The 22,069-nt window shown below is 52.7% G+C and carries 21 protein-coding genes; 6 read left to right on the top strand and 15 right to left on the bottom strand.

What is annotated here, in order from left to right; all coding sequences use genetic code 11:
- Positions 1-224: 224 nt before the first annotated feature.
- The 7 genes from cheW to A6U95_RS31655 form a co-directional block, all read right to left on the bottom strand.
- Positions 225-725 (bottom strand): chemotaxis protein CheW, encoded by a 501-nt coding sequence (cheW, locus tag A6U95_RS02755; protein ID WP_024528913.1) that lies wholly within the window; start codon positions 723-725, stop codon positions 225-227.
- 31 nt (positions 726-756) lie between these two features.
- Entirely contained in the window at positions 757-2,724 is a 1,968-nt protein-coding gene (gene cheA, locus A6U95_RS02750) for a chemotaxis protein CheA (protein WP_065683360.1), read from the bottom strand.
- A gap of 4 nt (positions 2,725-2,728) precedes the next feature.
- Positions 2,729-3,805: a flagellar motor protein MotB gene (motB, locus tag A6U95_RS02745; RefSeq protein WP_065683359.1), complete on the bottom strand. Its 1,077-nt coding sequence runs from the start codon at positions 3,803-3,805 to the stop codon at positions 2,729-2,731.
- On the bottom strand, positions 3,802-4,692 hold the full coding sequence (motA, locus tag A6U95_RS02740; protein ID WP_021180921.1) for a flagellar motor stator protein MotA: 891 nt from the start codon (positions 4,690-4,692) through the stop codon (positions 3,802-3,804). Before motA ends, motB begins: the two co-directional genes overlap by 4 nt.
- A gap of 144 nt (positions 4,693-4,836) precedes the next feature.
- Entirely contained in the window at positions 4,837-5,421 is a 585-nt protein-coding gene (flhC, locus tag A6U95_RS02735) for a flagellar transcriptional regulator FlhC (protein WP_151901044.1), read from the bottom strand.
- Complete coding sequence (gene flhD, locus A6U95_RS02730; RefSeq protein WP_065683357.1) at positions 5,421-5,771, bottom strand: flagellar transcriptional regulator FlhD; 351 nt, start codon at positions 5,769-5,771, stop codon at positions 5,421-5,423. The genes flhC and flhD overlap by 1 nt, the downstream gene beginning before the upstream one ends.
- A 956-nt stretch (positions 5,772-6,727) precedes the next feature.
- Positions 6,728-6,856, bottom strand: coding sequence for a hypothetical protein (locus tag A6U95_RS31655; RefSeq protein WP_256388576.1), 129 nt, complete (start codon positions 6,854-6,856; stop codon positions 6,728-6,730).
- A 264-nt stretch (positions 6,857-7,120) separates the two neighbouring features.
- Here A6U95_RS31655 and ydgT point away from each other — a divergent pair, with 264 nt between their 5' ends.
- From ydgT to A6U95_RS02715, 3 genes are all read left to right on the top strand, one after another.
- A complete protein-coding gene (ydgT, locus tag A6U95_RS02725; protein WP_024485780.1) occupies positions 7,121-7,336 on the top strand; it encodes a transcription modulator YdgT in 216 nt (71 codons plus the stop codon).
- Positions 7,337-7,488: 152 nt separating this feature from the next.
- Entirely contained in the window at positions 7,489-7,899 is a 411-nt protein-coding gene (gene uspC, locus A6U95_RS02720) for a universal stress protein UspC (RefSeq protein WP_065683356.1), read from the top strand.
- 435 nt (positions 7,900-8,334) lie between these two features.
- Positions 8,335-9,366 (top strand): NADP-dependent oxidoreductase, encoded by a 1,032-nt coding sequence (locus tag A6U95_RS02715; RefSeq protein WP_065683355.1) that lies wholly within the window; start codon positions 8,335-8,337, stop codon positions 9,364-9,366.
- Positions 9,367-9,411: 45 nt separating this feature from the next.
- On the opposite strand, the gene sbmC is transcribed toward A6U95_RS02715, so the two are convergent.
- From sbmC to A6U95_RS02700, 3 genes are all read right to left on the bottom strand, one after another.
- Positions 9,412-9,879, bottom strand: coding sequence for a DNA gyrase inhibitor SbmC (sbmC, locus tag A6U95_RS02710; RefSeq protein ID WP_065683354.1), 468 nt, complete (start codon positions 9,877-9,879; stop codon positions 9,412-9,414).
- A gap of 38 nt (positions 9,880-9,917) precedes the next feature.
- Positions 9,918-10,760, bottom strand: coding sequence for a tryptophan 2,3-dioxygenase (gene kynA / locus A6U95_RS02705; RefSeq protein ID WP_065683353.1), 843 nt, complete (start codon positions 10,758-10,760; stop codon positions 9,918-9,920).
- A gap of 179 nt (positions 10,761-10,939) precedes the next feature.
- Positions 10,940-11,707, bottom strand: a complete 768-nt coding sequence (locus tag A6U95_RS02700) for a phytanoyl-CoA dioxygenase family protein (protein ID WP_065683387.1) — start codon at positions 11,705-11,707, stop codon at positions 10,940-10,942.
- Between the two features lie 244 nt (positions 11,708-11,951).
- Between A6U95_RS02700 and A6U95_RS02695 the strand changes: the two genes are divergently transcribed.
- Positions 11,952-12,779 (top strand): helix-turn-helix domain-containing protein, encoded by an 828-nt coding sequence (locus A6U95_RS02695; protein WP_065683352.1) that lies wholly within the window; start codon positions 11,952-11,954, stop codon positions 12,777-12,779.
- 125 nt (positions 12,780-12,904) lie between these two features.
- Here the strand turns inward: A6U95_RS02695 and mgtA are convergent, their stop codons facing one another.
- The 3 genes from mgtA to A6U95_RS02680 all read right to left on the bottom strand — a co-directional run bounded on the left by mgtA (position 12,905) and on the right by A6U95_RS02680 (position 18,026).
- On the bottom strand, positions 12,905-15,604 hold the full coding sequence (gene mgtA / locus A6U95_RS02690) for a magnesium-translocating P-type ATPase (RefSeq protein ID WP_065683351.1): 2,700 nt from the start codon (positions 15,602-15,604) through the stop codon (positions 12,905-12,907).
- A 322-nt stretch (positions 15,605-15,926) separates the two neighbouring features.
- Positions 15,927-16,625 carry an MgtC family protein gene (locus tag A6U95_RS02685; protein WP_021180910.1) on the bottom strand — a complete coding sequence of 233 codons (699 nt, stop codon included), beginning with the start codon at positions 16,623-16,625 and terminating at the stop codon, positions 15,927-15,929.
- A gap of 531 nt (positions 16,626-17,156) precedes the next feature.
- Positions 17,157-18,026, bottom strand: a complete 870-nt coding sequence (locus A6U95_RS02680) for a LysR substrate-binding domain-containing protein (RefSeq protein WP_065683350.1) — start codon at positions 18,024-18,026, stop codon at positions 17,157-17,159.
- 105 nt (positions 18,027-18,131) lie between these two features.
- Here A6U95_RS02680 and A6U95_RS02675 point away from each other — a divergent pair, with 105 nt between their 5' ends.
- On the top strand, positions 18,132-19,544 hold the full coding sequence (locus A6U95_RS02675; protein WP_065683349.1) for a pyridoxal-dependent decarboxylase: 1,413 nt from the start codon (positions 18,132-18,134) through the stop codon (positions 19,542-19,544).
- Here A6U95_RS02675 and A6U95_RS02670 read toward each other — a convergent pair.
- On the bottom strand, positions 19,498-20,235 hold the full coding sequence (locus A6U95_RS02670; protein ID WP_065683348.1) for a GNAT family protein: 738 nt from the start codon (positions 20,233-20,235) through the stop codon (positions 19,498-19,500). The two genes, A6U95_RS02675 and A6U95_RS02670, sit on opposite strands and share 47 nt — an antisense overlap.
- A gap of 686 nt (positions 20,236-20,921) precedes the next feature.
- Here A6U95_RS02670 and rcsA point away from each other — a divergent pair.
- Positions 20,922-21,551 (top strand): transcriptional regulator RcsA, encoded by a 630-nt coding sequence (rcsA, locus tag A6U95_RS02665; protein ID WP_065683347.1) that lies wholly within the window; start codon positions 20,922-20,924, stop codon positions 21,549-21,551.
- Between the two features lie 170 nt (positions 21,552-21,721).
- Here rcsA and dsrB read toward each other — a convergent pair whose 3' ends face one another.
- On the bottom strand, positions 21,722-21,922 hold the full coding sequence (dsrB, locus tag A6U95_RS02660) for a protein DsrB (protein ID WP_021180904.1): 201 nt from the start codon (positions 21,920-21,922) through the stop codon (positions 21,722-21,724).
- Positions 21,923-22,069 lie beyond the last annotated feature (147 nt).

Here is a 22,069-nt window from a genome sequence, read left to right as displayed (position 1 = left end):
TACGTAATGACATGGCAGATCTCTCATTCCACGGCATAAGCAGCTCCACTCAGAAGTACTCATACCTATGTTGTAAGTGTCTACCATGTCCCCGAACAAGTGTTCATGATGTCCTCGGTCTGTACAGGGAGAGGGTTGGGGTGAGGGGAACTGACGCCAATACACCTCACCAGTTACACCATCACACACAGCAACTTAGTCAATCTGCGGTGCATTTAAGGCAATCAGGCGCTTTTCGCTACGTTATCCACCAGCGACATCTCTTCGCTGCTCAGCAGCTTTTCGATATCCACCAGGATCAGCATACGTTCACCGAGCGACCCCAGACCGGTGAGATATTCCGTTGCCAGCGTGACCGCAAACTCGGGGGCCGGGCGGATCTGATCCGCCGTTAACGACAGCACATCAGACACGCCATCCACCACGATCCCCACCACCCGCTGGCCAAAGTTCAGCACGATCACCACGGTGTTTTCATCATAAGAGACGTCCTGCTGGGCAAACTTCACGCGCAGATCGATAATCGGCACGATCACCCCACGCAGATTGGTCACGCCCTTGATAAACGCCGGGGTGTTGGCGATGCGCGTTACCTGATCGTAACCGCGGATCTCCTGAACCTTGAGGATATCAATGCCATACTCTTCGTTACCCAAGGTAAAAATCAGGAACTCCTGACCTACCGTTTCGCCCGCCAGTTTGCTGACGGCTGCCAGTCCTGCCATTTCGATCACCTTTAAATCAGTCGGTTAATAATTATGCGGCAGCGTCCGTCAGACGCTTTTCCCGGTTCAGCGTTTGCAGCGCCGAAACATCTACAATCAGCGCCACGCTGCCATCCCCCAGAATGGTGGCAGCCGAAATACCCGGCACCTTGCGATAATTGCTTTCCAGATTTTTCACCACCACCTGGTGCTGACCGATCAACTGATCGACCAGCAGCGCATAGCGGCGGCCTGCGCTTTGCAAAATCACGACGATGCCCTGGGTGGCTTCGGTTTTGGCACCGTCAACCTCAAACACCCGGTACAGCTCGACCAGAGGCAGATACTCACCGCGTACCTGAAGCACACGCTCCCCACCGGCCAGCGGATGCAAATCCTCGGCCTGCGGTTGCAATGACTCCATCACGGCATTCAATGGCAGAATGAACACTTCCTCATTCACCTTGACCGACATGCCGTCAAGAATGGCCAGCGTCAGCGGCAGTAATATGCGGATTGAGGTGCCCTTCCCTGCCTGGAAATGGATTTCGACATGGCCCCCCATCTCCTGAATATTTCGCTTCACCACGTCCATACCCACTCCGCGCCCGGAGACGTCGGTCACCTGCTCGGCGGTGGAGAAACCCGGGGCAAAGATCAGCATGCCGACCTCTTCATCGCTCATGTTGTCACTCACCGCCAGCCCCTGTGAGGCAGCCTTGGCGAGAATTTTCTGGCGGTTGAGACCAGCACCGTCATCGGTGACTTCAATGCAGATATTGCCGCCCTGATGTTCGGCGGACAGGATCAGATTACCGACTTCGGCCTTACCGGCGGCCAGGCGCGCAGCAGGTTCTTCAATACCGTGATCCAGGCTGTTACGCACCAGGTGCGTCAACGGATCGATAATGCGTTCAATCAGGCTCTTGTCCAGTTCGGTAGAGCTGCCCCGTAGCGTCAACTCCACCTGCTTGTCCAGCTTGCTGGCCAGATCGCGCACCAGGCGTGGGAAACGGCTGAAAACGTACTCCATCGGCATCATGCGGATCGACATCACCGACTCTTGCAGGTCGCGAGCGTTACGCTCCAACTGGCTCATGCTGTTGAGCAGATCGCCGTGGTTGACCGGATCCAGAGAGCCGGAACGTTGGGCCAGCATCGACTGAGTGATCACCAATTCCCCCACCAGATTGATCAGTTGATCGACCTTTTCTACCGCCACGCGGATGCTGGTGGACTCGCTAGCCTTGGCTTTGGGCTTCGGCGCTTCAGCCACCGTCGCGGGTGCGGCAGGTGTGACAACGGCAACGGGTTCCGGCGTACTGATCTTCTCCACGGCCTTCGGCGGCGTTGAAAAGGCAATCTGCTCCGGTTCCAGCACAAAGCACAGCACCGCGCTGATATCCTCCTCACTGGCAGAGGTCAGTAAAGTGACCTCCAGGCTGGTCTCGGTCTGCTGCGGGTTTTCCACCTCGCCCAGATTGCCCAACTCTTCCAGCATCAGAGGAATTTCATTCGGCTTCAGACCGCTCAGGCTGATCCGCATCCCGCCTTCAATCGCAGCCGGAGCAGCGGCATGAACCACCGGTGAGGTTACCGTTACCGCCGCCGCAGGAGCATCCTGCTGTTGCGCTTCCAAAGCCAACTGCCGCAACGCCTGACAAATATACTCAAAGCTCTCGCTATCAGGCTGTTGCGACGTTTTATAGGCGTCCAGTTGCTCCTGCATAATGTCTTTGGTTTCCAGAAACAGGTTGATAATTTCGGTGCTCAGGCTCATTTCCTGACGCCGGGCACCGTCCAGCAAATTCTCCAGCAGGTGGGTCGTTTCCTGCAGTACGCTAAAGCCGAAAGTGGCCGCTCCGCCCTTGATCGAGTGGGCAGCGCGGAAAATCGCGTTCAGTGGTTCAATATCCGGGGCCAGCGGGTCCAGCTCCAACAGATGTTGCTCCATATCGGCCAGCAGCTCGTCTGCCTCATCAAAAAAGGTCTGATAAAAAGCGCTAATGTCCATGCTCACGGGGTCACCTCTGCTGTGAGTCGCTGTTAGTCGGTGAAGTGGCGGAAGGTGCCGCCGGAATAGCCGCTGTCGGCCCGGTGCCTGCGGCTTTCACCGCTGCCGGAGGTTGCTCTGGCGTACCCTGCGTTGCCGGCAGTTCGGCGGTTGGAGCAGGCGGCGACGGCGGTAATTCCGGTGTCGCTATTGCCGGTGGCGTCGCCTGCGGAGCCAGCTGCTTCAGGCCTTCCGGCTGATCGATTTCCGTAGCGCTGCTCTCCGCATTCTCGTGTTCTATCCCCTGCTGGGTTGCTTTGTTCAGCACCAGAATGGTGATCCGTCGGTTAACAGCATCATCACCGCCGTGCTGTTTCAGGTTCATGGTCGAGGCCATCCCAACCACCCGCAATACTTTGCCTTCGGCCAAACCACCAGCGATCAGTTCACGCCGCGAGGCATTGGCACGATCTGCTGACAGCTCCCAGTTGCTGTAGTAGCGCTCACCAGTGGCATAAGGCAGATCGTCGGTATGGCCCGACAGGCTGATTTTGTTCGATAATCCATTAAGGATCGGAGCTATCCCGCGCAGGATATCGCGCATATAGCTTTCCACCTGTGCGCTACCGGTCTTGAACATCGGCCGGTTCTGGCTATCGATAATTTGAATGCGCAATCCTTCGTCCATCATGTTGATCAGCAAATGCGGCCGCAGCGCTTTCAGGCGCGGGTCCGACTCAATCAGCTCATCGAGTTTCTCGCGCAGCTTGTTCAGGCGCAGCTCTTCCGCACGCTTTTCCGGTGAATCCATCTGCTTTTTGACCAACCCTTGCTGCTGGGTTGGATCGTCCCCACCGCCCGGGATTGGGCTGCTTTCCGAGCTGCTCTTGTCGCCGTTGGTCAACGCCACCTTCAGTGGGGTACGGAAATATTCGGCTATCTGCGTCAACTCCTGCGGGCTGGCAATCGCCAGCAGCCACATCACCAGAAAAAACGCCATCATCGCCGTCATAAAATCGGCATAGGCAATTTTCCAGGAGCCGCCGTGATGACCGGCATGATGGGCTTTGCGTTTTCTGACCAGAATAACCGGGTGATTCTGTTTCATGCGTCCTGCTCTTCCGTCGCCTGCTGTGCTGGGGCTTTCACCTTACGCACATGCTCTTCTAACTCAATGAAGGAAGGGCGCTCCGTGGTGTACAACGTTTTACGGCCAAACTCGACCGCGATCTGTGGGGCATAACCATTCAAACTCGACAGCAGGGTAACCTTGATGCACTGCATCATTTTGGTGGTTTCCGCACTCTTCTGGCGCAGCAAAGTAGCCAGCGGGGAGATGAACCCATAGGCCAACAGAATGCCGAGGAATGTGCCCACCATCGCATTGGCGATCAGTGCCCCCAATTCCGCCGCAGGCCGGTCAGCCGAAGCGAGTGCGTGCACTACCCCCATCACGGCGGCCACGATGCCGAAAGCCGGTAATGAATCGCCGACCATCGCCAGGCTCCCTGCGGGTACCTCGCTTTCCTGTTCGAAGGTTTCGATCTCTTCATCCATCAACGCTTCGATCTCAAAGGCGTTCATATTGCCGCTCACCATGAGTCGCAAATAGTCGGTAATAAATTCCACCAAGTGGTTATCGGCAAGAATGCGCGGATAATTAGAGAAAATTTCGCTTTCCTGCGGATTATCGATATCAAACTCAAGCGACAGCATGCCCTGCTGGCGGGATTTGGCCATCAGCCGATACAGCAGCGCCATCAGATCCATATACAGTTCTTTGTTGTATTTTGAGCGGCGCATCAGTTTGGGAAGAGCGCGTAGCGTGGATTTGATCGCTTTACCGTTGTTGCCGACGATAAAGGCCCCCACACCAGCCCCCCCGATGATCAAAAATTCGGCAGGCTGATAGAGTGCGCCGAGGTGGCCCCCGACAATCATATAGCCGCCAAACACGGTTCCCAGAACCACGAGATAACCCAAAATAACTAGCACACGTATTCCTTAAATTCACAATATGGGTGGAAGGTGAGTCAGCGCGGGTGAAATTCGGCAACAGCACGGGTCGCCCAGAGAGCCCGGAGTACCGAGCCCTTGAGTTTCACCAGTCTGTGTTGCTGTATAAGCCTGCAAGCAGGCTCAGACTGCGCGTTTAACCTGCTCTTCCAGCAGTTGTGGAATAATATCGGCCAATTTCGGCGAAAGTTTACGTCTTTTTACTGCGCGGGATGGGGGTTGGCATAAACTGCAGACAAAACTGTTAAGCGGTTGGTGTGCATGGGTGATAAAAGCCCCACCACAGCAGCTGCAGGCGGATAGCTGCAACATACCGCTGTCAACAAAACGCACCAGCGTCCAGGCTCGTGTCAGCGCCAATAACGGGGGTTCGCCTGGCTGCTGCGGACACTGTTCCAAATACAGCCGATAGGCTTTGACCACGGCCTCAACCCCGTGGCACTGACCGCATTTGAGCAGGAACTGATAAGCATTGAAAAACATCGACGAGTGGATGTTTTGCTCCCAGGTCATGAACCAGTCGGTCGAGAATGGCAGCATCCCTTTGGGCGGTGGACTGCCGCGTAATTCTTTGTACAGTTTGATCAATCGCCCACGGCTGAGCTGCGTTTCACTCTCCAACATCTGCAAGCGCGCGCCCAGCGTGATCAGTTCCATGGCGAGTTGAATGTCCTTGGCTTCCTGAACAATACTTTTCTCACTCATCATCAGGCTCTTTTCTTCGTCACACTACCGCCTTTACCCTGTAGTTCTTTGAGTAAATGGCTCGATAGTAAAATGCCGGTGTGGATCTGTTGCAGATCGTCCACGCGAGATTCTTTCGTCAGGTGCTCGATAGTATTGTGGTCGTTGAAACGGAAGTGGCAAACCAGCTGATTAGTTTCTGCCAGTTTTACCATTTGTGGCAACGTGAGTTGCGACAGCGCATCCGCCATTGAGTTATCAATACCCAGACGGAACATTGCTGACGCTTTTTCATCGTTAATCAGACGCTGTGCCAGAAGCAAATATGACAAATTAATGTCATAAATATGTTTAAGTAGTTCAGACGTACCCATATTCCCATCCCGACAGACTATGTTTAAAAACATACGCTGGGTGATAAATTATCGCCCATGACCTGGGTTCATTCCCAAAGTTGGCAAACAAATCCCTGTACGCCAGCCGCGACAACTGCGCGACTATACACATTTCGGGTTGTTACTCAGTATTTTGATACACATGCAATTGCATGTATGGATATACAGCATCCTGCTTCAAAAGTGTGTTTTTCGTAAGACGATTTTTACAAATATAATAAGATTAATCTTAATAACAGCGCAACTCTACCCCCGATCACTTAGCCCACACAACGTAAGCGACCTGCAATTTTAAAAACAATGTGACACACATCACAAAAATAAAAAATATCCAGCTTAAAAAGGCCAAAATCTGACCACTTATTATCCCCCAAGCTGTGCAATAAATGCACTAAAGTAAGAAAAGGTCTTAAAAACCAGGTTTTATAGCCTAAAAATACCCATTTTTAGATCAATTCGAACAAAAGCTTAACTAAAGCCAAATCACAGAGAAAAAATCTGCCACCCTGCCACTAGAGCAGCTTAAAATACTGATTGTCATTTAAAACCAGCTCGTTATGAATAAAATTACTTGCTAAAATCTCCCCGACTGAAAAGTAAGATTTAACTTGGGTAGCTGTTTCAATTTTCGACAGAGCGACTCATGCGGTTAAAGGTGCAGTATTTTGGGTTGAACAAGTTAACAGAAGTAACAATGTGTTTCGTGGCGAGGGAGTCGACAGTGGACAAATCAGAAAAGATAATGCCAACTAGCGTTGCTCGGAAAGGAAAGTCCAAAAATGATTTTTACTTAGCATTTTAATTATTATTTGAGGCATCCGATCTATTATACGGAAAATTCCTAATCCCCATGACGAAGATCAAAAAGTGCATTAGGTCATCCATGCTTTATTGCCTGGCTATTTTTTCAGCGCTGGCGAGATTATGCTTGAGCCTTACACCTCTTCTGCAAAATTTTTGAATGCGCTCATTGAAAATACATCGCGCATCCACTTTACGGCGTTGCCGCCAAAACCACTGCCATTATCATTTTCTTTACTATAGGCAAAGATACACAGCGCCATGCTGGCAAACGTCTACTAAGCTAATAAGGTAAGATTCCCCCTAATTGACGGTTTATCTGTCAAGATATATTGCCCAGATGCTCGGCACATATTATCATTCGGGGGTGCCTCCTCCCCTATCAGGGGTATTTTGGCCAAGCGTGTTCCATTTACTCACTTTTCTTTTATTTTGCCTGACGACATCTCTTCAACTTGTGGCGATTTCTGCGAATATGTGAGATTTTTCTTTCCGCTTTAATACTATTAATAGGCTATGTTTTAACTATGACAAGTACTATCGATTACCTGATGACGTTTCGCAAATGTTCCAGCTTGGACAGTCTGGAAAAAGTCTACGACAAGCTGAATTACTCACTGACGGACGACAATGAAATGAGCAACATGTACCGTGCTGCGGATCATCGCCGTGCGGAACTGGTCTCTGGCAAACTGTTTGACCTGGGTAGGGTGCCAAAGTCACTCTGGGCACAGGTGCTTTAATCCCCCAGACAGTGATGCGCGCATCTTTTTATCTTTTATGGCGGAATTTCTTCCTTGCCCTGGGGTTTAGCGTTGCGCGTGATACAAACCACATTTATTGCGCAGGCATTGCTCTACCCTTTAAGCACACATTCAGGCAACGGGAGTAGAACATGGGTTATCACAACGTTCTGGTTACGGTGGCAGTCGCTGCGGACAGCCACCGGCTGGTAGAGAAAGCCGTCTCTATCGTGCGTCCCTGTGATGGGAAAATCACGCTAGTCAGCATCATTGCCAATGCCGAGATTTTCCCCGCCCCCATGCTGGGTGACCTGCGTGCGTTGATGGAGGAAGAGACGCTGCTGTTTATGGAAGAACTGTGCCTACAGGCAAACTATCCCAATATCGCTACGCGGATCATTCACGGCGAGTTGGGTGACTGCCTGGCCTACGCCAACCAGAAGCAACCCTTTGATCTGGTCATCTGTGGCAACCACAGCGATAGCATGATGAATAAAGTGGCCTGCTCCGCCGCACGCTTTATCAATACCAGCAGCATTGATGTGCTGATCGTTCCGCTATAACGCACAGTCATCACCTCAGTTGACTATTCAAGGTGGGCTTCTTTTTTCTTCGAACAAATTAAGTGAGTCGTAAGCAATACCTGCTCGCCAATAAAACATCGCTTATTCTACAACTTGCCCTTAATATCATCCTCACCATCACTATATGACATCGGAATTATCGTGCCTCTAGCAATATACCCAATCTCGAATATCACTGTTACCTATGGTTGACAACCAGATTTCGGTCGTTATTTTTCATCACGATATAAGGCAGTGTTCAACAAATATTCCGCAACCACAGCTATTACGCCCTATTTTTCAACACGGTTCCCGCTACGCTTTTTACGTTATCGCATAAGTGCGCACATAACGCTATTTTCCACTGCGACAGATTAACTAGACTAGCCAGTACCTGAACGCCTTTCGTTCAACACCGTCGCCAAGGAGTCATCGATGTCTCAGCAAGCGCATAACCGCCGTTTTGTTTTAGCTTCACGCCCGCACGGGGAACCGCAGGCAGACAATTTCCGCCTGGAAACCAGCCCCATCCCACAGCCCGCCGCCGGGCAGTTGTTGCTGCGCACAGTTTATCTTTCATTAGATCCCTATATGCGTGGCCGTATGAGCGATGCGCCCTCTTATGCCCCCCCGGTACAGATAGGCGAAGTGATGGTCGGCGGCACAGTTTCCCGCGTGCAGGCTTCACAGCATCCGGACTTTAACGTTGGAGATTGGGTGCTTGGTTACGACGGGTGGCAAAGCCATGCGCTGTCGGACGGCAGTGGCCTGCGTAATCTGGGAGCCAAACTGGATCACCCTTCCCGGTTCCTTGGCGTATTAGGTATGCCCGGGTTTACCGCCTATATGGGGCTGCTGGATATCGGCCAGCCACAGGCGGGCGAAACCTTGGTGGTCGCGGCAGCCAGCGGAGCCGTAGGTTCCGTGGTAGGCCAGATCGCCAAGCTGAAAGGATGCCGCGTGGTGGGCGTGGCGGGTGGCGCAGAAAAATGCCGCTATGTGGTGGAGGAGCTGGGATTTGATGCCTGTATCGATCACCGCTCGGCCGACTTTGCGGCCCAACTGGCGGCAGCCTGCCCCCAGGGCATCGATATTTACTACGAAAACGTCGGCGGCGCAGTATTCGATGCGGTTATTCCTTTGCTCAATACCAAGGCACGTATTCCCGTTTGTGGCATGATCGCCCACTACAGCGCGACCGAGTTACCACCAGGCCCAGATCGCTTGCCGTTATTACAAGGCCTGATCCTGCGCAAACGCATCAAGATGCAGGGTTTTATCATCTTCGATGATTACGCAGAAAACTTCGGCGAGTTTCTACAACAGATGGGGGAATGGGTCAGCCAGGGCAAGATCAAATTCCGCGAGGACGTAGTCGACGGGTTAGAGAATGCCCCTCAGGCCTTTTTCGGGCTGCTGAAAGGGAAAAACTTCGGCAAGCTGATTATCCGCGTCGCCGAGGAGTGATCCTCTGTTCAGGGCGCGATGCGCCCTGAACCCTTTACGCAGCCTTCAGATCTTGGTTACCGACTGGCAGATCTCCAGTTCAAAGTAGCCATCAGCCACGCAATCATTGAGATAATGCTCATAGCAAACGCCCTCAGACGGCCGATAGCCGCTGGCGGGTAACATCTGCTGGTAAAAATTACGCCAGGGGGTGGCGAAATCCCCATCGGTGATCCGCACCCGGTACACGGCGTACTCCCCTGCGGGCAGGGTTTGTATCACCATGTTTTCACTGCCGGCAGGCAGCACAAAATCATCGGCAACGGTAAACACCACGTCGGCACGCAGCTTTTCCGCTGCGACCTGGTTCGGATCGTCCCAGTAGAGTACCAGCCATTTCCCCACGGGAATGCTTTGCTGTTGTTGCCAGGCCATCAGTTGCTGAAAACCCAGTGGGACTGATTGTGCATAAGGCCCCACAACCCGCACGCCAACGGCCTTTTCTGCCGGTTTTTGCTCAATGCTTACCGCCATTGTCATCACTCCTCTCGCCTATGTCCGGAACAGTAGAGTCAAGCGCCAATTTCGGTTCGTACATCCAGCAATTCAGGGAAAAATGTCAGTTCTAGCGCCTTCTTCAAGAAGCTGACACCGCTGGAGCCGCCGGTACCCGATTTAAAACCAATGATCCGCTCGACCGTTTTCATATGGCGAAAACGCCATAGATGGAAGCTTTCCTCGATATCCACCAGCTTCTCGGCCATTTCGTAGGCCGCCCAGTAGGTTTGCGGATTATCGTAAATCAGTTTGAACACCGGTAACAGCTCTGGATTGCGCTGGTACGGCTGGGTCCAGTCTCGCTCAATGCATGCCTGAGGTACCGCAAGGCCGTGGCGGGAAAGATAGCGGAGGAATTCGTCATACAGACTCGGGGCTTCGAGGATCGCTTTCAGCGCGGCATGTTTTGGCGCATCGTCGCTAAAGACGGCCAGCATGGCGGCATTTTTGTTACCCAACAAAAACTCGATCGAACGATATTGATGAGATTGGAAACCCGACGAATTACCCAGCACGCCACGGAACTCCACATATTCCGACGGAGTCAGCGTTTCCAGCACCGCCCATTGCTCAAACAGCAAACGCTGGATCTGCTTTACCCTGGCCAGGATCTTGAAGCAGTGGCTGAGCTTATCCTGCTGCACCAGTGTCCTGGCCGCCTGCAGTTCATGCAGCATCAGTTTCATCCACAGTTCCGAGGTCTGATGTTGCACCACAAACAGCATCTCATCATGATGCTGCGGGTTGGAAAGTGGCTGCTGACAATCCAGCAGTCGATCCAGGCACAGGTAATCACCATAGCTCATGCGCTTGGAAAAATCGGTAACGATGGCGCTTTCTAGTTCCCGCTGATTCATGTTCTCTCTCCGTGTCGCTCACGCCTTTGGCAAACGTGACGCGCGTTGCTGGTTCGCAAGTGAAGAGAAGACAATAGTCCATTACGGCAACATTAACGTAACAATTAACGAGAGCTGCTTCGCAGATCCGGTGCTGACATCGGATTTAACGGGCGCAGCAGCGCTCCTACTCCAGAGACTCAAAGCACATCCAGCAGCCATTTTTGCGCCGGGGTCAGTCGGCTGGCCGTTTCCTCCTTCAGCCAGCGGCGCTGATCCTGCTGGGCGGTATCTGCACGGTCAATATAGAGAGCGTGCAACACCCGCCGCCGGGTACCGATCCTATTCTGAGTACCTCCATGCCAGGTGTGCGCGTTGTAGATCATCACGCTACCGGCAGGGGCTGCAAAAACAATTTCATCGGGATGTGCCAAGTCGGGATCGGCCAACACATCTTCCGGCAGTTCTGGCCGCAGGTGCGTTCCGGCGATAATCCGCGGCGCGCCATTTTCCGCACTTAGGTCGTCAATCGCCCATATCGCATTGACCAAATGTACTTTGGGAAAATCGGGGCGCGGCTTTTTCCAGTCGGCATGCAGAGGCTGATGGCCGCCACCGTGCAAGGCTTCTCGGGCATTGAGGCTCGAGACTTTGAACTCACCGTTGAAAATATAGCGGCAGGCAGACAGGATCAGCGGATGCGACCACACCTTTTCCCACACCACACCTTTATTCACCATGTTGGCAATGCGCGTTGCCGTCGCTTCCTGATGGTGCTCAATGGCCAGGTTATCCCCTTCTTTCTCCACCAGCTCATCGATAAGATTACGCATCGCCACCAGCCAGTCAGGATCGGCCACGTTGTGCACCACGGTATACCCCAACGTATCAAGCTCCTGCTTCATCTGTGCCGTTAACTCGATGCTGGCTCCTAAAGCCTCCAGGTATATCTCGGATTGACGCTGCATCATGATTTCTCCATTTACTTTTTGATAACATAACGGCAAATTTACTGGAAGCCTGGGCCAAAAACAGGGGGCTTTTACTACGAAATACTGGACACAGATGTACGCCAGCCAAAAATGTGACCTGGGTCATAAATGCGTAAAGCTCCTTGAACGCCAGGAAATAACACCTTAATTGCACTGCCCGCCTGGGTTTATCATCATTCTTAAATGCATCGTTAACCGCCGAAGCGCACTGGAGATCGCGATGTCTGAAACGCTAGTTGCCCTGCTTGAACAGCTGATTTCCCATCAGAATGCGATCCAGGTAAGGTTTCCTGAGCCCACTTTTCCCGCCCCGCCTTTGGCCTTCTGCGTGCCTTTTCCACGGCTTGAAATAGTGCTCGAAGGGGAAGTTGAAGATCAGTGTCTACCTTTGGCAAATAACACGCTCTCCAGCTATCAGGTGCTTTATGTTCCTGCGGGCAAATGGAGTTTTCCCCAATGGACCCAACCAGCCACCACGCTGAGCATCTTGTTCAGTAAGCAAAAGCTGGGTTTCAGCCTGCAAAGATGGGACGGGCAAACGCTGTGTGAAACGCAAAAACAGCACGTTGCGCGGCGTGGGCCCAGAGTCGGCTCATACCTGCTGCTGGCGATGAATGAGGTTTTGCTGCAACCTGATGCATTGACCTCGCAGCTGATCTTTACCGGGTTGGTCAGCCACTGCCTGGAACAGCTCGCAGGCCAGGGGCAAACCGTCAGTAAAAGCCAGGAACTGCTGCTGGCCATACAGGATTACCTTGATGACCACGCCGGGTTGCCGTTAACACGGGAAGGCGTTGCCAAACGATTTCATATTACCCCTAACTATCTGTCCCACCTGTTTCAAAAGTCAGGCCCAGTCGGTTTCAATGAGTACATCACCGGGGTGCGCCTCGAGCGGGCGAAAAATCTATTGCGTGGCTATGATCTGAAGATCAAAGAGATCGCTCATAACTGTGGGTTCGACGACAGTAACTATTTTTGCCGGATATTCAAAAAGCATACCGATCGTTCCCCCTCTGAATATCGCAGGCATTGCCGCAGCCTTTAGTCGCACGCGCGAGCACGTGCTGAATGTATAAGAGGGCTGCACATGTTCGACCTCAGGGGCTGCTCCCCTACGCATCGGGCCTATTGAGGTTTATCACCGGGCGTAACGCCCGGTGATAACGTAGATTAGAACCACTTGCCAAAGCGGCGGATGTAGAAACGCTTCATCAATTGCGCCACCACACAGTAGCTGACCAGCGTGGCCACCAGCCAAGGGAAATACTCCCACGGCAGCGGTTGCAACCCGACCCATGCCCCAAGCGGCGAGAATGGAATATAGATACCGAGTGCCATAATAATCCCGGTGGTCAACAACACCGGCAGCGCCGCGGTGCTCTGAATGAACGGGATCTTCTGGGTACGGAGCATATGCACTACCAGCGTCTGAGACAGCAGTCCTTCTATAAACCAGCCGGACTGGAACAGAGCTTGATGCTCTACGCTATTGGCGGCAAACACAAACCACATCAACGCATAGGTAGTGATGTCGAAAATCGAAGACGTCGGCCCAATCCACAGCATAAAGCGACCAATGTTCTTGGCATCCCATTTGCGGGGTTTACGCAGGAACTCTTTGTCCATCTTGTCCCACGGCAGGGAAAGCTGGGAGATATCGTACATCAGGTTCTGTAACAGCAGGTGGATCGCCAGCATCGGCAGGAACGGAATAAACGCACTGGCCACCAGCACCGAGAACACGTTGCCGAAGTTGGAGCTGGCGGTCATGTTCAGATACTTGATGATATTGCCGAAGGTTTCACGCCCTTTGATCACCCCTTCTTCCAGCACCATCAGGTTCTTTTCCAACAGGATGATATCGGCGGATTCCTTGGCAATGTCGGTACCGGTATCGACAGAAATGCCCACGTCGGCATCGCGTAACGCCGGGGCGTCGTTAATGCCATCCCCCAGGAAGCCCACGGTGTGGCCATTAGCCTGCAACATTTTCAGCACGCGTGATTTTTGTAGCGGCGTCAGCTTGGTGAATACCGTACGTTGCTCAACCTCACGCATCAGATGGGCATCGTCCATCTGTTCAATCTCCAGGCCGGAGAGCGGCGTTCCCGGTTCCAGGCCAACGTCACGGCAGATTTTACAGGTGATTACCGGGTTGTCACCGGTCAGCACTTTCACCGCCACGCCATTTTCCTGCAGGGCAGCAATCGCTTCACGAGCGCTCTCTTTTGGCGGATCGAGGAAGGTCAGCAGGCCTTCGATCACCAGGTCGCGTTCATCCACAATGCTCAATGGCAGAGAGCAACCTTCCAGACCCAGATCTCGCGTTGCCAGCACCAGCACGCGGAAACCATTTTCATTGTACTGGCAGGCCAACGCCTGCAAATCGGCACGGCGAGCCTCGTCAAGCGTCAACACCTCTTGCCCGACACGGACGTGAGTGGCAATCTCCAACATCTCTTCAACTGCACCTTTGCAAATCAGCAGTTGGCGCTGTTGTTCATCCTGTACCACTATCGACAAGCGACGACGTATAAAATCAAACGGCAGCTCATCAACCTTGCTATAGCGCCCCAACGCCTCAACGCCTGGCTGGCCCTGGCCAAAACGGATCACCGCCTGATCCATCAGGTTCTTCATGCCGCTCTGATGGAAGCTGTTCAACCAGGCTAAATGCAGCACGTGGTTATCCTTGCTTCCATTCACATCCAGATGGTGTTCCAGAATGATGCGATCCTGCGTCAGGGTGCCGGTTTTATCGGTACAAAGCACGTCCATCGCGCCAAAGTTCTGGATCGCATTCAGCCGTTTGACCACCACCTTGCGGCGCGCCATGGCAATTGCGCCTTTCGCCAGGTTCGAGCTGACGATCATCGGCAGCATTTCCGGCGTCAGCCCCACGGCGACCGCCAAGGCAAACAGCGCCGCCTCCGTCCAGTCGCCTTTGGTAAAACCGTTAATCAGCAAGACGATCGGCACCATCACCAACATAAAGCGGATCAGCAACCAGCTAACGCTGTTTACTCCACGGTCAAAGGCAGTTTGCGAACGGGAACCGACGATCGACTTAGCCAGGGAGCCAAAGTAGGTGCGGCCACCGGTCGCGACCACCACCGCCGTCGCCGTTCCGCTGGCCACGTTGGTGCCCATCAGGCAGATATTGGCCAACTCCAGCAGTTCGCTTTCACTGGAGGCATCAATCTCGCTGGACTTTTGGCTCACGCCGGCCAAGGCATCGTATTTTTCGATCGGAATAGCTTCGCCGGTCAAGATGGCCTGGCTGATAAACAGATCGCGTGAGCTGAGCAAACGGAGGTCCGCAGGTATCATGTCCCCAGCGGAGAGCTTGATAATATCGCCCGGAACCAACTCACGAATGGGAATTTCCACCGCTAACGCCTGGGTGCTGAAATTACTGCGGCGCAGCACCGTTGCCGTGGTACGCACCATCGATTTGAGTGATTCGGCCGCTTTATTGGTGCGGTATTCCTGCCAGAAGCGCAGCAACCCGCTCAACGTAACCATAATCAGGATAATGATGACGCCGGTAAGATCGGTTTCCTCACCGTTTTGCATGGGCAGCCAGTAATCGGTAAAGAAACTGATCCCTGCCAGCACCATCAACACAAAGATAAACGGGTTGTTAAACGCGCTGACTAACTGTACCAGTGCATGCGGTGCCTTCTCATGGGCAACCTGATTACTACCGAAATACTGCAAACGCTCCTGGGCATCTTCCTGAGTTAATCCGATGCGGTTACAGTTTAAATTAGCCAACGTTTGATCGAGGCTGTTCTTTGCCTCGAGAGCAATGGCATACGGCTCGCGCTGTTTATCACGGCGACGGCTATTTTCTTTAATATGGGTCATGACGCTATTCTCTTTTTTTACTTTGCACACAGGGTTACCCCGCCCGTAATAACGGGTGAACATGCACAAAGTGGAATTTATTTGGTTTACTTCATTAACGTAATGTTTATTCCATTAATATACCTTTGGATTTCAAGTTTTAGCTAGGCGACAAGCTTACTCCTCCCCAGGAGCTTACTTTTGGGTAAGTGACTGGGGGTGAGTAGCTGCTGGAAACAACGCTACAGCTTGAAAGACGACGGGTATACGCAGAATAATAAAATCTCTGGGGGGTGCTTGCATAACACATCCTTATCACCTTATCGGTGAAGGTTATTTATCGTTAAACGGGTAATTCTGACGCCACGCGCCAATGCACGGCACTCACGCTGCGTTCTAAACTAATACGGCAGACAATGCCCTCAATCTCTTTTTGCGCGGCCGGATTAGCCACAATTTCCGCACAGACTTCCAACTGACCAGGAATGGCAATATCGGCGCTACGCAGCGATTGCAGACGTAATGCCACGCCGTTCAATGCCTGTAGGATCAGGGTACGAACCAGGATTTCATCCTGCTCCCCGCAGGTGACCTGGACGCGATAACGCAGCTCCAGATCCACCGCCTGCTGCTGGGGTTGCAGGTTAATGCGCTGCGCCGCTTCACGCAGCAGGATATTGGCACACAGGATCACCAGGGTGGCGCAGACAGCTTCCCAATGCTGCCCCAGGCCACATAGCACGCCGATAGCCGCAGAGCACCACAAGGTGGCCGCCGTATTCAGGCCGCGGATATTCAGCCCTTCCCGCATAATCACGCCAGCACCAAGAAAACCGATACCGGAAACGATCTGCGCCGCAATACGCCCCGCGCTGGAAGGCTCGGTGTCAAAAGAGCTCAGGATAAAAACGGCGGCTCCGGTCGCAACCAAAGAATTGGTACGTAAGCCCGCCATACGCTGACGCCATTGACGCTCGGCACCAATAACGGCACCCAGGCCCATTGCCAGGAATAAATTCAGGATAAAAGGAGTCATAGCCATGATCTTCCCCTTAATTAATCATTGAGGTTGAATCATGTGCCGTTAAGCACACGCGAAATCGCGCCGATAATTAATCAGCGGGTCAGCGTTTGGGTGCCCGGAGGGAAAAGGCCGTGGTGATGGTTAAATACCATAATCATATCCGAATCAATACGCCCAATGCGCGAGCGCCTCGGGGACAACAATCATGTTCGGGTTTGCACAGCTCGGAATAACGAGAGAGGGGTGCTGCCCGCCGTGTTCGGCAAGCAACAAATCACAGGAGATTGGTCAACTTGCCTTTATTATTTCGCTACTACTGCAACTGTCCAATTGGTTTTCTCCACGGTAATTTTGGCTGGAGTATAATGACATGAGGTTGTGAAGTAAAGGTTATATTATTAAACGAAGACTAAACCGAATATTCCCCTTAAATAAATACTGTTATAGGTACAATAATAGTCGGCCGAAGCAGCGCCTCTTCGTAGTGAGCAACGTGGGTTAATTTGTAGGGTGACCCAAGACGCAGCACGAGTGATCCGGTTGAGCGATTTAGTTTAGCTGTTGCTGTAACCAGTTCAGTAACGCTGCCACCTCAGACGTTAAACCGGCGGCTTGTGGCCACGCCAGATAGATATCGCTATCGTTCAAATGCAGCGCGGCTGCCAAAGGTACCAAGCGCCCTGCTGCAATCGCATCCTGCGCCAACACGGCCTTCACCAACGCAATACCAAACCCCTGCTCGGCTGCACGCAGCAGTAACCCCGCGTCGTTGAACAGCGCCAACTGCTGCCCACCACCCATTCTCCCTGCGGCACTAAACCAGCTATGCCAGGGAGTAACGTCATGCTCAAGCAGCGGGATCTGTGGATCTCCAGCATCAAATGCCTCCTGCCACTGCCTGGCCAGCTCCGGGGTCGCTACCGGCAGCACGACTCCTGAAGCGATACGCTGAGCCTGAACGCCTGACCATTGGCCATCACCAATGCGGATCGCGGCATCGAATCCTTTACGGCCGAGATCCTGAATCGCCAGCGAGGCGTCAATATCCAACCGGATCCCAGGGCAAGCACGATGAAACTCAGCCAACCTGGGCAACAACCAGTAATGCGCAAAGGAAGGCAGCACGCTGATGCGCAACATCTGGCTGACCGCTACCCGTCTGGCTCGGTCAACGCCTTGTTGCAAAGCGAGTAAAGCAGGCTCAGTTGCCGCCAGCAGTTCGCGCCCTGCAGCATTCAGCCGTACCCCACGCCCGAAGCGGTCAAAGAGTGGGTAGCCAATAGCCTGTTCGAGCTGCTGAATTTGTTGGCTAACGGCACCGTGAGTCAGGCTGACGCGTTGCGCCGTGGCACGCAAATTCTCCAACCGCGCAGCGATCACAAAGGTTGGCAAAATATGCAGGGGAAGACGCTCATTCATTGCTGGTTAGCCTTACTATCCAAAAGGGTCATTTTTTATCGATATTAGCACTAATCAGGATCGCCTATAGTGCAAACCTACTGGCCCCTAATCCAAGGCATGACCATGCACCCACGTTTGCAGCAGGATCTCGACGATTTACCCCGCATACTTGACCATACCAACCAATTGGCGCAGGGCTTCCTTGCCAGCTTGAGCCAGCGCCCGGTATGCCCCCCCTTGGCCGCACAGCAGTTGCAAACCGATGACGATCGGCTGGCCGAAGAGGGTTGCGGGGCGTTAGCGGCGTTAGAAGCGTTTTGGCAACGCTATGAGGCTGGCCTTTCCGGCAGTGCCGGGCCGCGTTACTTTGGTTTTGTTACCGGCGGTAGCACCCCTGCGGCGCTGGCTGCCGACTGGTTGGTTAGCACTGCCGACCAGAATAGCCAACTGAGCCACGATACCGTGGCGGCCGCGATCGAGCTGGCGACAATTGAGCAACTGAAAACCTTGCTGCAACTGCCCGCCGACTTCAGCGGTAGCTTTGTCAGCGGTGCAACCATGGCCAACTTCACCGGGATCGCCATCGGCCGCCAGTGGTTAGGGCAACAGCGCGGGATCGATGTGGCACAGTCTGGATTGGCCGCCTTGGGGCCGATTCAGGTCCTTTCCGCCAATGCGCATGCCAGCAGCGTGAAAGCGCTCAGCATGCTCGGTATTGGGCGTGATGCTTTAAAGCCTATCGCCAGCCAGGCTGATTGCGAAGCTATTGATATCGATGCGCTGGAGCGTCACCTTGCCGCCACGCCAGATATCCCAACGATAGTGCTCGCCAGCGCAGGCACGGTAAACACCGGCGTTTTTGACGATCTACCCCGCCTGCTGGCACTACGGGCACGCTATCCCTTCTGGTTGCATGTCGATGCCGCCTTTGGTGGGATCGCGGCCTGTTCTCACCGCCTAGCCCATCTGCTGGACGGTTGGCACCAAGCGGACTCAATCACCGTAGATGCCCATAAATGGCTGAATGTCCCTTATGACAGCGCCATTCAATTTACCCGTCACCTGGCATTGCAGATGCAGGTGTTCCAGAATCACTCGACCTATCTGGAGGCCCCCACGTTGCGCCCAGACAACTATTTGCACCTGACGCCCGAGAACTCGCGGCGTTTTCGCGCCCTGCCCTTGTGGATGGCATTGAAAGCCTACGGCAGCAGCGGTATGCGAGAGATCGTCGAGCGTAACGTGACGTTGGCGCGACGTTTAGGTGACGGATTGGCGGCCAGTGAAGGCTTCCGCGTGCTGGCCCCAGTGGAGCTGAACATCGTATGCTTTGCGCTGAAGGGCGTTACAGGCGATGCCACCGCCGCACGCAACCGCTTCATCGAACGCTTGGATCGGCACGGCATGGTGCGCTGTACGCCCACCAGCTACGCGGGCCAACCGGGTATTCGGGCAGCCCTGGTGAATTGGATGACTGAAGAGCAGGATATTACTTTGGCGCTGGCATCAATGCAGGCCTGTCGGGCAGAGGTCTGAAAGTGGCGAGGCTTCGCTTCTGCTGGCCGTCGGTTGTGATATTCAACGGCGATAGCCAGGCGGTAAACGCCTCGCGCAATACCGGCCATTCACCATCGATGATGGATAGCCAGTCCGTGTCGCGGTTGCGCCCCTTTCTGGTCATCGCCTGACGAAAAGTCCCCTCAAAGGTGAAGCCCATACGCAGTGCAGCCTCACGAGAGGCGGCATTCAGACGATCGCATTTCCATTCGCAACGGCGAAAGCCCAAGTCGTCAAAAGCGTGCTTGAGCATCAGAAAGATGGCTTCACTCCCCATCGCTCTGCGCTTCATCAAAGGTGACCAGTTGATCATCCCCAACTCGACCACCCCGTTGGGTTGGTCGATGTTCAAGAAAGCACAGGTGCCGACCGCTTTACCGGTAGTCGCATCGATCACCACCAGGGTGTTTCTACCCTGGGTTGCCAGCTGTTGCTGCAAATACTGCTGGAAAACAGGCAGCTCCATGGGGCGTTCACTAGACAGATAGGTCCAGTCGCGCCCGTCTTCCGCCAGTTGATAGGCATGAAATAACTCATCAGCACGGCGCGCGATATCCATCGGCTGCAAGCAGCAGAAACGCCCTTGGAGACTCTGTTTTCCCGGTTCACCCGCAGGTTGCCAGCCCTCAAGCGCTGTACCAATGGGTTGCCCAAACTGATTGTGATCCACCCGTCCTCCTGATTGTGAGTTGAAATCGCATCTAGCAGCATTTCGTTGTCTCTGCGCAGTAAGATACGTCAGGAAAATCGATATGTCGCGGATAAGTTATTCACTGACGAATAATTAACAAATGAAATAATTTAACATTGTTATTGAATTAACGACCACTTGGTTAGCAGAACTACTTATTTTGACTTGATTCCGATCATAAGCTCCTTCCTCAAGCGCATGAAAGTAACTAAGAATCGTTACCATTTGAGCCAATACATTGATACAATCAATTGAATAAGCATACTTAATGACGTTTAGTGATGAATCAGCAGCTACACTATCGGTTACAAAACCGCCAACTCTGGCGTCATTACGAGCTATAAGAGGCTCTTAAGAATCATCTGATTAGCGGGAAATAGTACCACGATGAAAATAGCTAACCATAGCAGCAAATTTAAGGCTGATTACCCGGCGTCCACTGATAATTTCCAGCCGCAAAATCGCCACAGCATAATAAGTCGACTTAAGCTAAACTGATGCTTTTGGTAGATTAAAAAATATAATTCGAAAAGACGTTGAGTCATGCCGGTTTTATTGATAGAAAGTTGCATTCATAAGATGTGATTTTTTTATAACTTTTAGCCTTTTATCTTCGGGCTTTTGTTTTTATAACCGCGTGGAAACGGACTTAAGTGGGAGGCTCTATGCCAATAATCATTATGGATTCATGCAGTTACACTAGATTAGGATTAACCGACTACCTGACGTCGCACGGGATGAAAAAGCGTCAGATTAGCGCTGTCCATCATATCGACGGCCTGCATGAGAAGTGCGCAAAACTTAAGCCTAATATGGTATTCCTGAATGAAGACTGCTTCATTCATGAAGCGGATGCGACAGAAAGAATAAAACGCGTGATATCTCTTAATCCCGATACTTTATTCTTTATTTTCATGGCCATCACCAACGTACATTTCGACGATTATTTATACGTCCGCAAGAACGTGATCATCTCGTCAAAATCGATTAAACCGCAAACCATGAGTCAGTTGCTCAACCACTACCTCGAAAGAAAGCTGGTTCGCCCGGAAAAAAGCTCGCTGGATCAGACACCTGTCACACTAAGCCAAACCGAGTCAAACATGCTGCGCATGTGGATGTCCGGCCAAGGCACCATCCAGATCTCCGATCAAATGCAGATCAAGGTGAAAACCGTCTCTTCCCACAAGGGAAACATCAAAAGAAAGATCAAAACCCACAACAAGCAGATCATCTACCATGTTGTCCGCCTGACCGACACGCTTACCAGCGGCATTTTCGTCAACAGCCGTTGATTAAAGCGACAGCAGAACACGTTGGTTTAGAGTACGACAGAAAAACGCCCGTTTTCAGCGGCATGCTGCCGCTACGGGTATTTTGGCAAGTTTTCAACACCGCGTAACTGTGCGGCCAGGTTTCAGCCCACCAACCAGACCGGCGGCAAGCTGTTAATTGCGGCAAAGATTTAATCCTGTTCAGCGCTACGCAGTTCTACAAAGGTGCCATCGCGGCTATCGATCTCATTGAAGAACCACACGCCCGCCGGGTAATCTTCCAGTGACACCAGATACATCGTGCCTTCATTAAACACTTCAACTTCCAGCACTACCCCTTCCCGACGAGGGCCGCCGTCGGTCTTTACCGTCACCAGATCGTTAACTTTCATGCTCTACCTCGTTATTCATTCCGGATATCAGTCTATTACAGCTGACGAAAAGAACCCACCATTGCGTAATTCGTTGCCCCTCTGAGCCATCTTACGACGATGACTATTAAAGCTTAGCAGAATGTCAGGCTGATCTTTCAGAGCTCC

It is taken from the genome of Serratia sp. 14-2641 (assembly GCF_001692375.1).
Classification (GTDB): domain Bacteria; phylum Pseudomonadota; class Gammaproteobacteria; order Enterobacterales; family Enterobacteriaceae; genus Chania; species Chania fonticola_C.
This window is presented reverse-complemented; position numbering and strand designations above follow the sequence as displayed.

What these genes read in the sequence shown, in the direction of transcription:
- A6U95_RS02700 (WP_065683387.1), bottom strand. Translation starts at nt 11,707, where the DNA reads ATGCAGCGTCAATCCGAGATATACCTGGAGGCTTTAGGAGCCAGCATC.
- flhD (WP_065683357.1), bottom strand. Translation starts at nt 5,771, where the DNA reads ATGGGTACGTCTGAACTACTTAAACATATTTATGACATTAATTTGTCA.
- A6U95_RS31655 (WP_256388576.1), bottom strand. Translation starts at nt 6,856, where the DNA reads ATGGCGCTGTGTATCTTTGCCTATAGTAAAGAAAATGATAATGGCAGT.
- cheW (WP_024528913.1), bottom strand. Translation starts at nt 725, where the DNA reads ATGGCAGGACTGGCAGCCGTCAGCAAACTGGCGGGCGAAACGGTAGGT.
- rcsA (WP_065683347.1), top strand. Translation starts at nt 20,922, where the DNA reads ATGCCAATAATCATTATGGATTCATGCAGTTACACTAGATTAGGATTA.
- A6U95_RS02715 (WP_065683355.1), top strand. Translation starts at nt 8,335, where the DNA reads ATGTCTCAGCAAGCGCATAACCGCCGTTTTGTTTTAGCTTCACGCCCG.
- A6U95_RS02685 (WP_021180910.1), bottom strand. Translation starts at nt 16,625, where the DNA reads ATGGCTATGACTCCTTTTATCCTGAATTTATTCCTGGCAATGGGCCTG.
- A6U95_RS02695 (WP_065683352.1), top strand. Translation starts at nt 11,952, where the DNA reads ATGTCTGAAACGCTAGTTGCCCTGCTTGAACAGCTGATTTCCCATCAG.
- kynA (WP_065683353.1), bottom strand. Translation starts at nt 10,760, where the DNA reads ATGAATCAGCGGGAACTAGAAAGCGCCATCGTTACCGATTTTTCCAAG.
- motB (WP_065683359.1), bottom strand. Translation starts at nt 3,805, where the DNA reads ATGAAACAGAATCACCCGGTTATTCTGGTCAGAAAACGCAAAGCCCAT.
- A6U95_RS02680 (WP_065683350.1), bottom strand. Translation starts at nt 18,026, where the DNA reads ATGAATGAGCGTCTTCCCCTGCATATTTTGCCAACCTTTGTGATCGCT.
- mgtA (WP_065683351.1), bottom strand. Translation starts at nt 15,604, where the DNA reads ATGACCCATATTAAAGAAAATAGCCGTCGCCGTGATAAACAGCGCGAG.
- uspC (WP_065683356.1), top strand. Translation starts at nt 7,489, where the DNA reads ATGGGTTATCACAACGTTCTGGTTACGGTGGCAGTCGCTGCGGACAGC.
- dsrB (WP_021180904.1), bottom strand. Translation starts at nt 21,922, where the DNA reads ATGAAAGTTAACGATCTGGTGACGGTAAAGACCGACGGCGGCCCTCGT.
- A6U95_RS02675 (WP_065683349.1), top strand. Translation starts at nt 18,132, where the DNA reads ATGCACCCACGTTTGCAGCAGGATCTCGACGATTTACCCCGCATACTT.
- sbmC (WP_065683354.1), bottom strand. Translation starts at nt 9,879, where the DNA reads ATGGCGGTAAGCATTGAGCAAAAACCGGCAGAAAAGGCCGTTGGCGTG.
- ydgT (WP_024485780.1), top strand. Translation starts at nt 7,121, where the DNA reads ATGACAAGTACTATCGATTACCTGATGACGTTTCGCAAATGTTCCAGC.
- flhC (WP_151901044.1), bottom strand. Translation starts at nt 5,421, where the DNA reads ATGATGAGTGAGAAAAGTATTGTTCAGGAAGCCAAGGACATTCAACTC.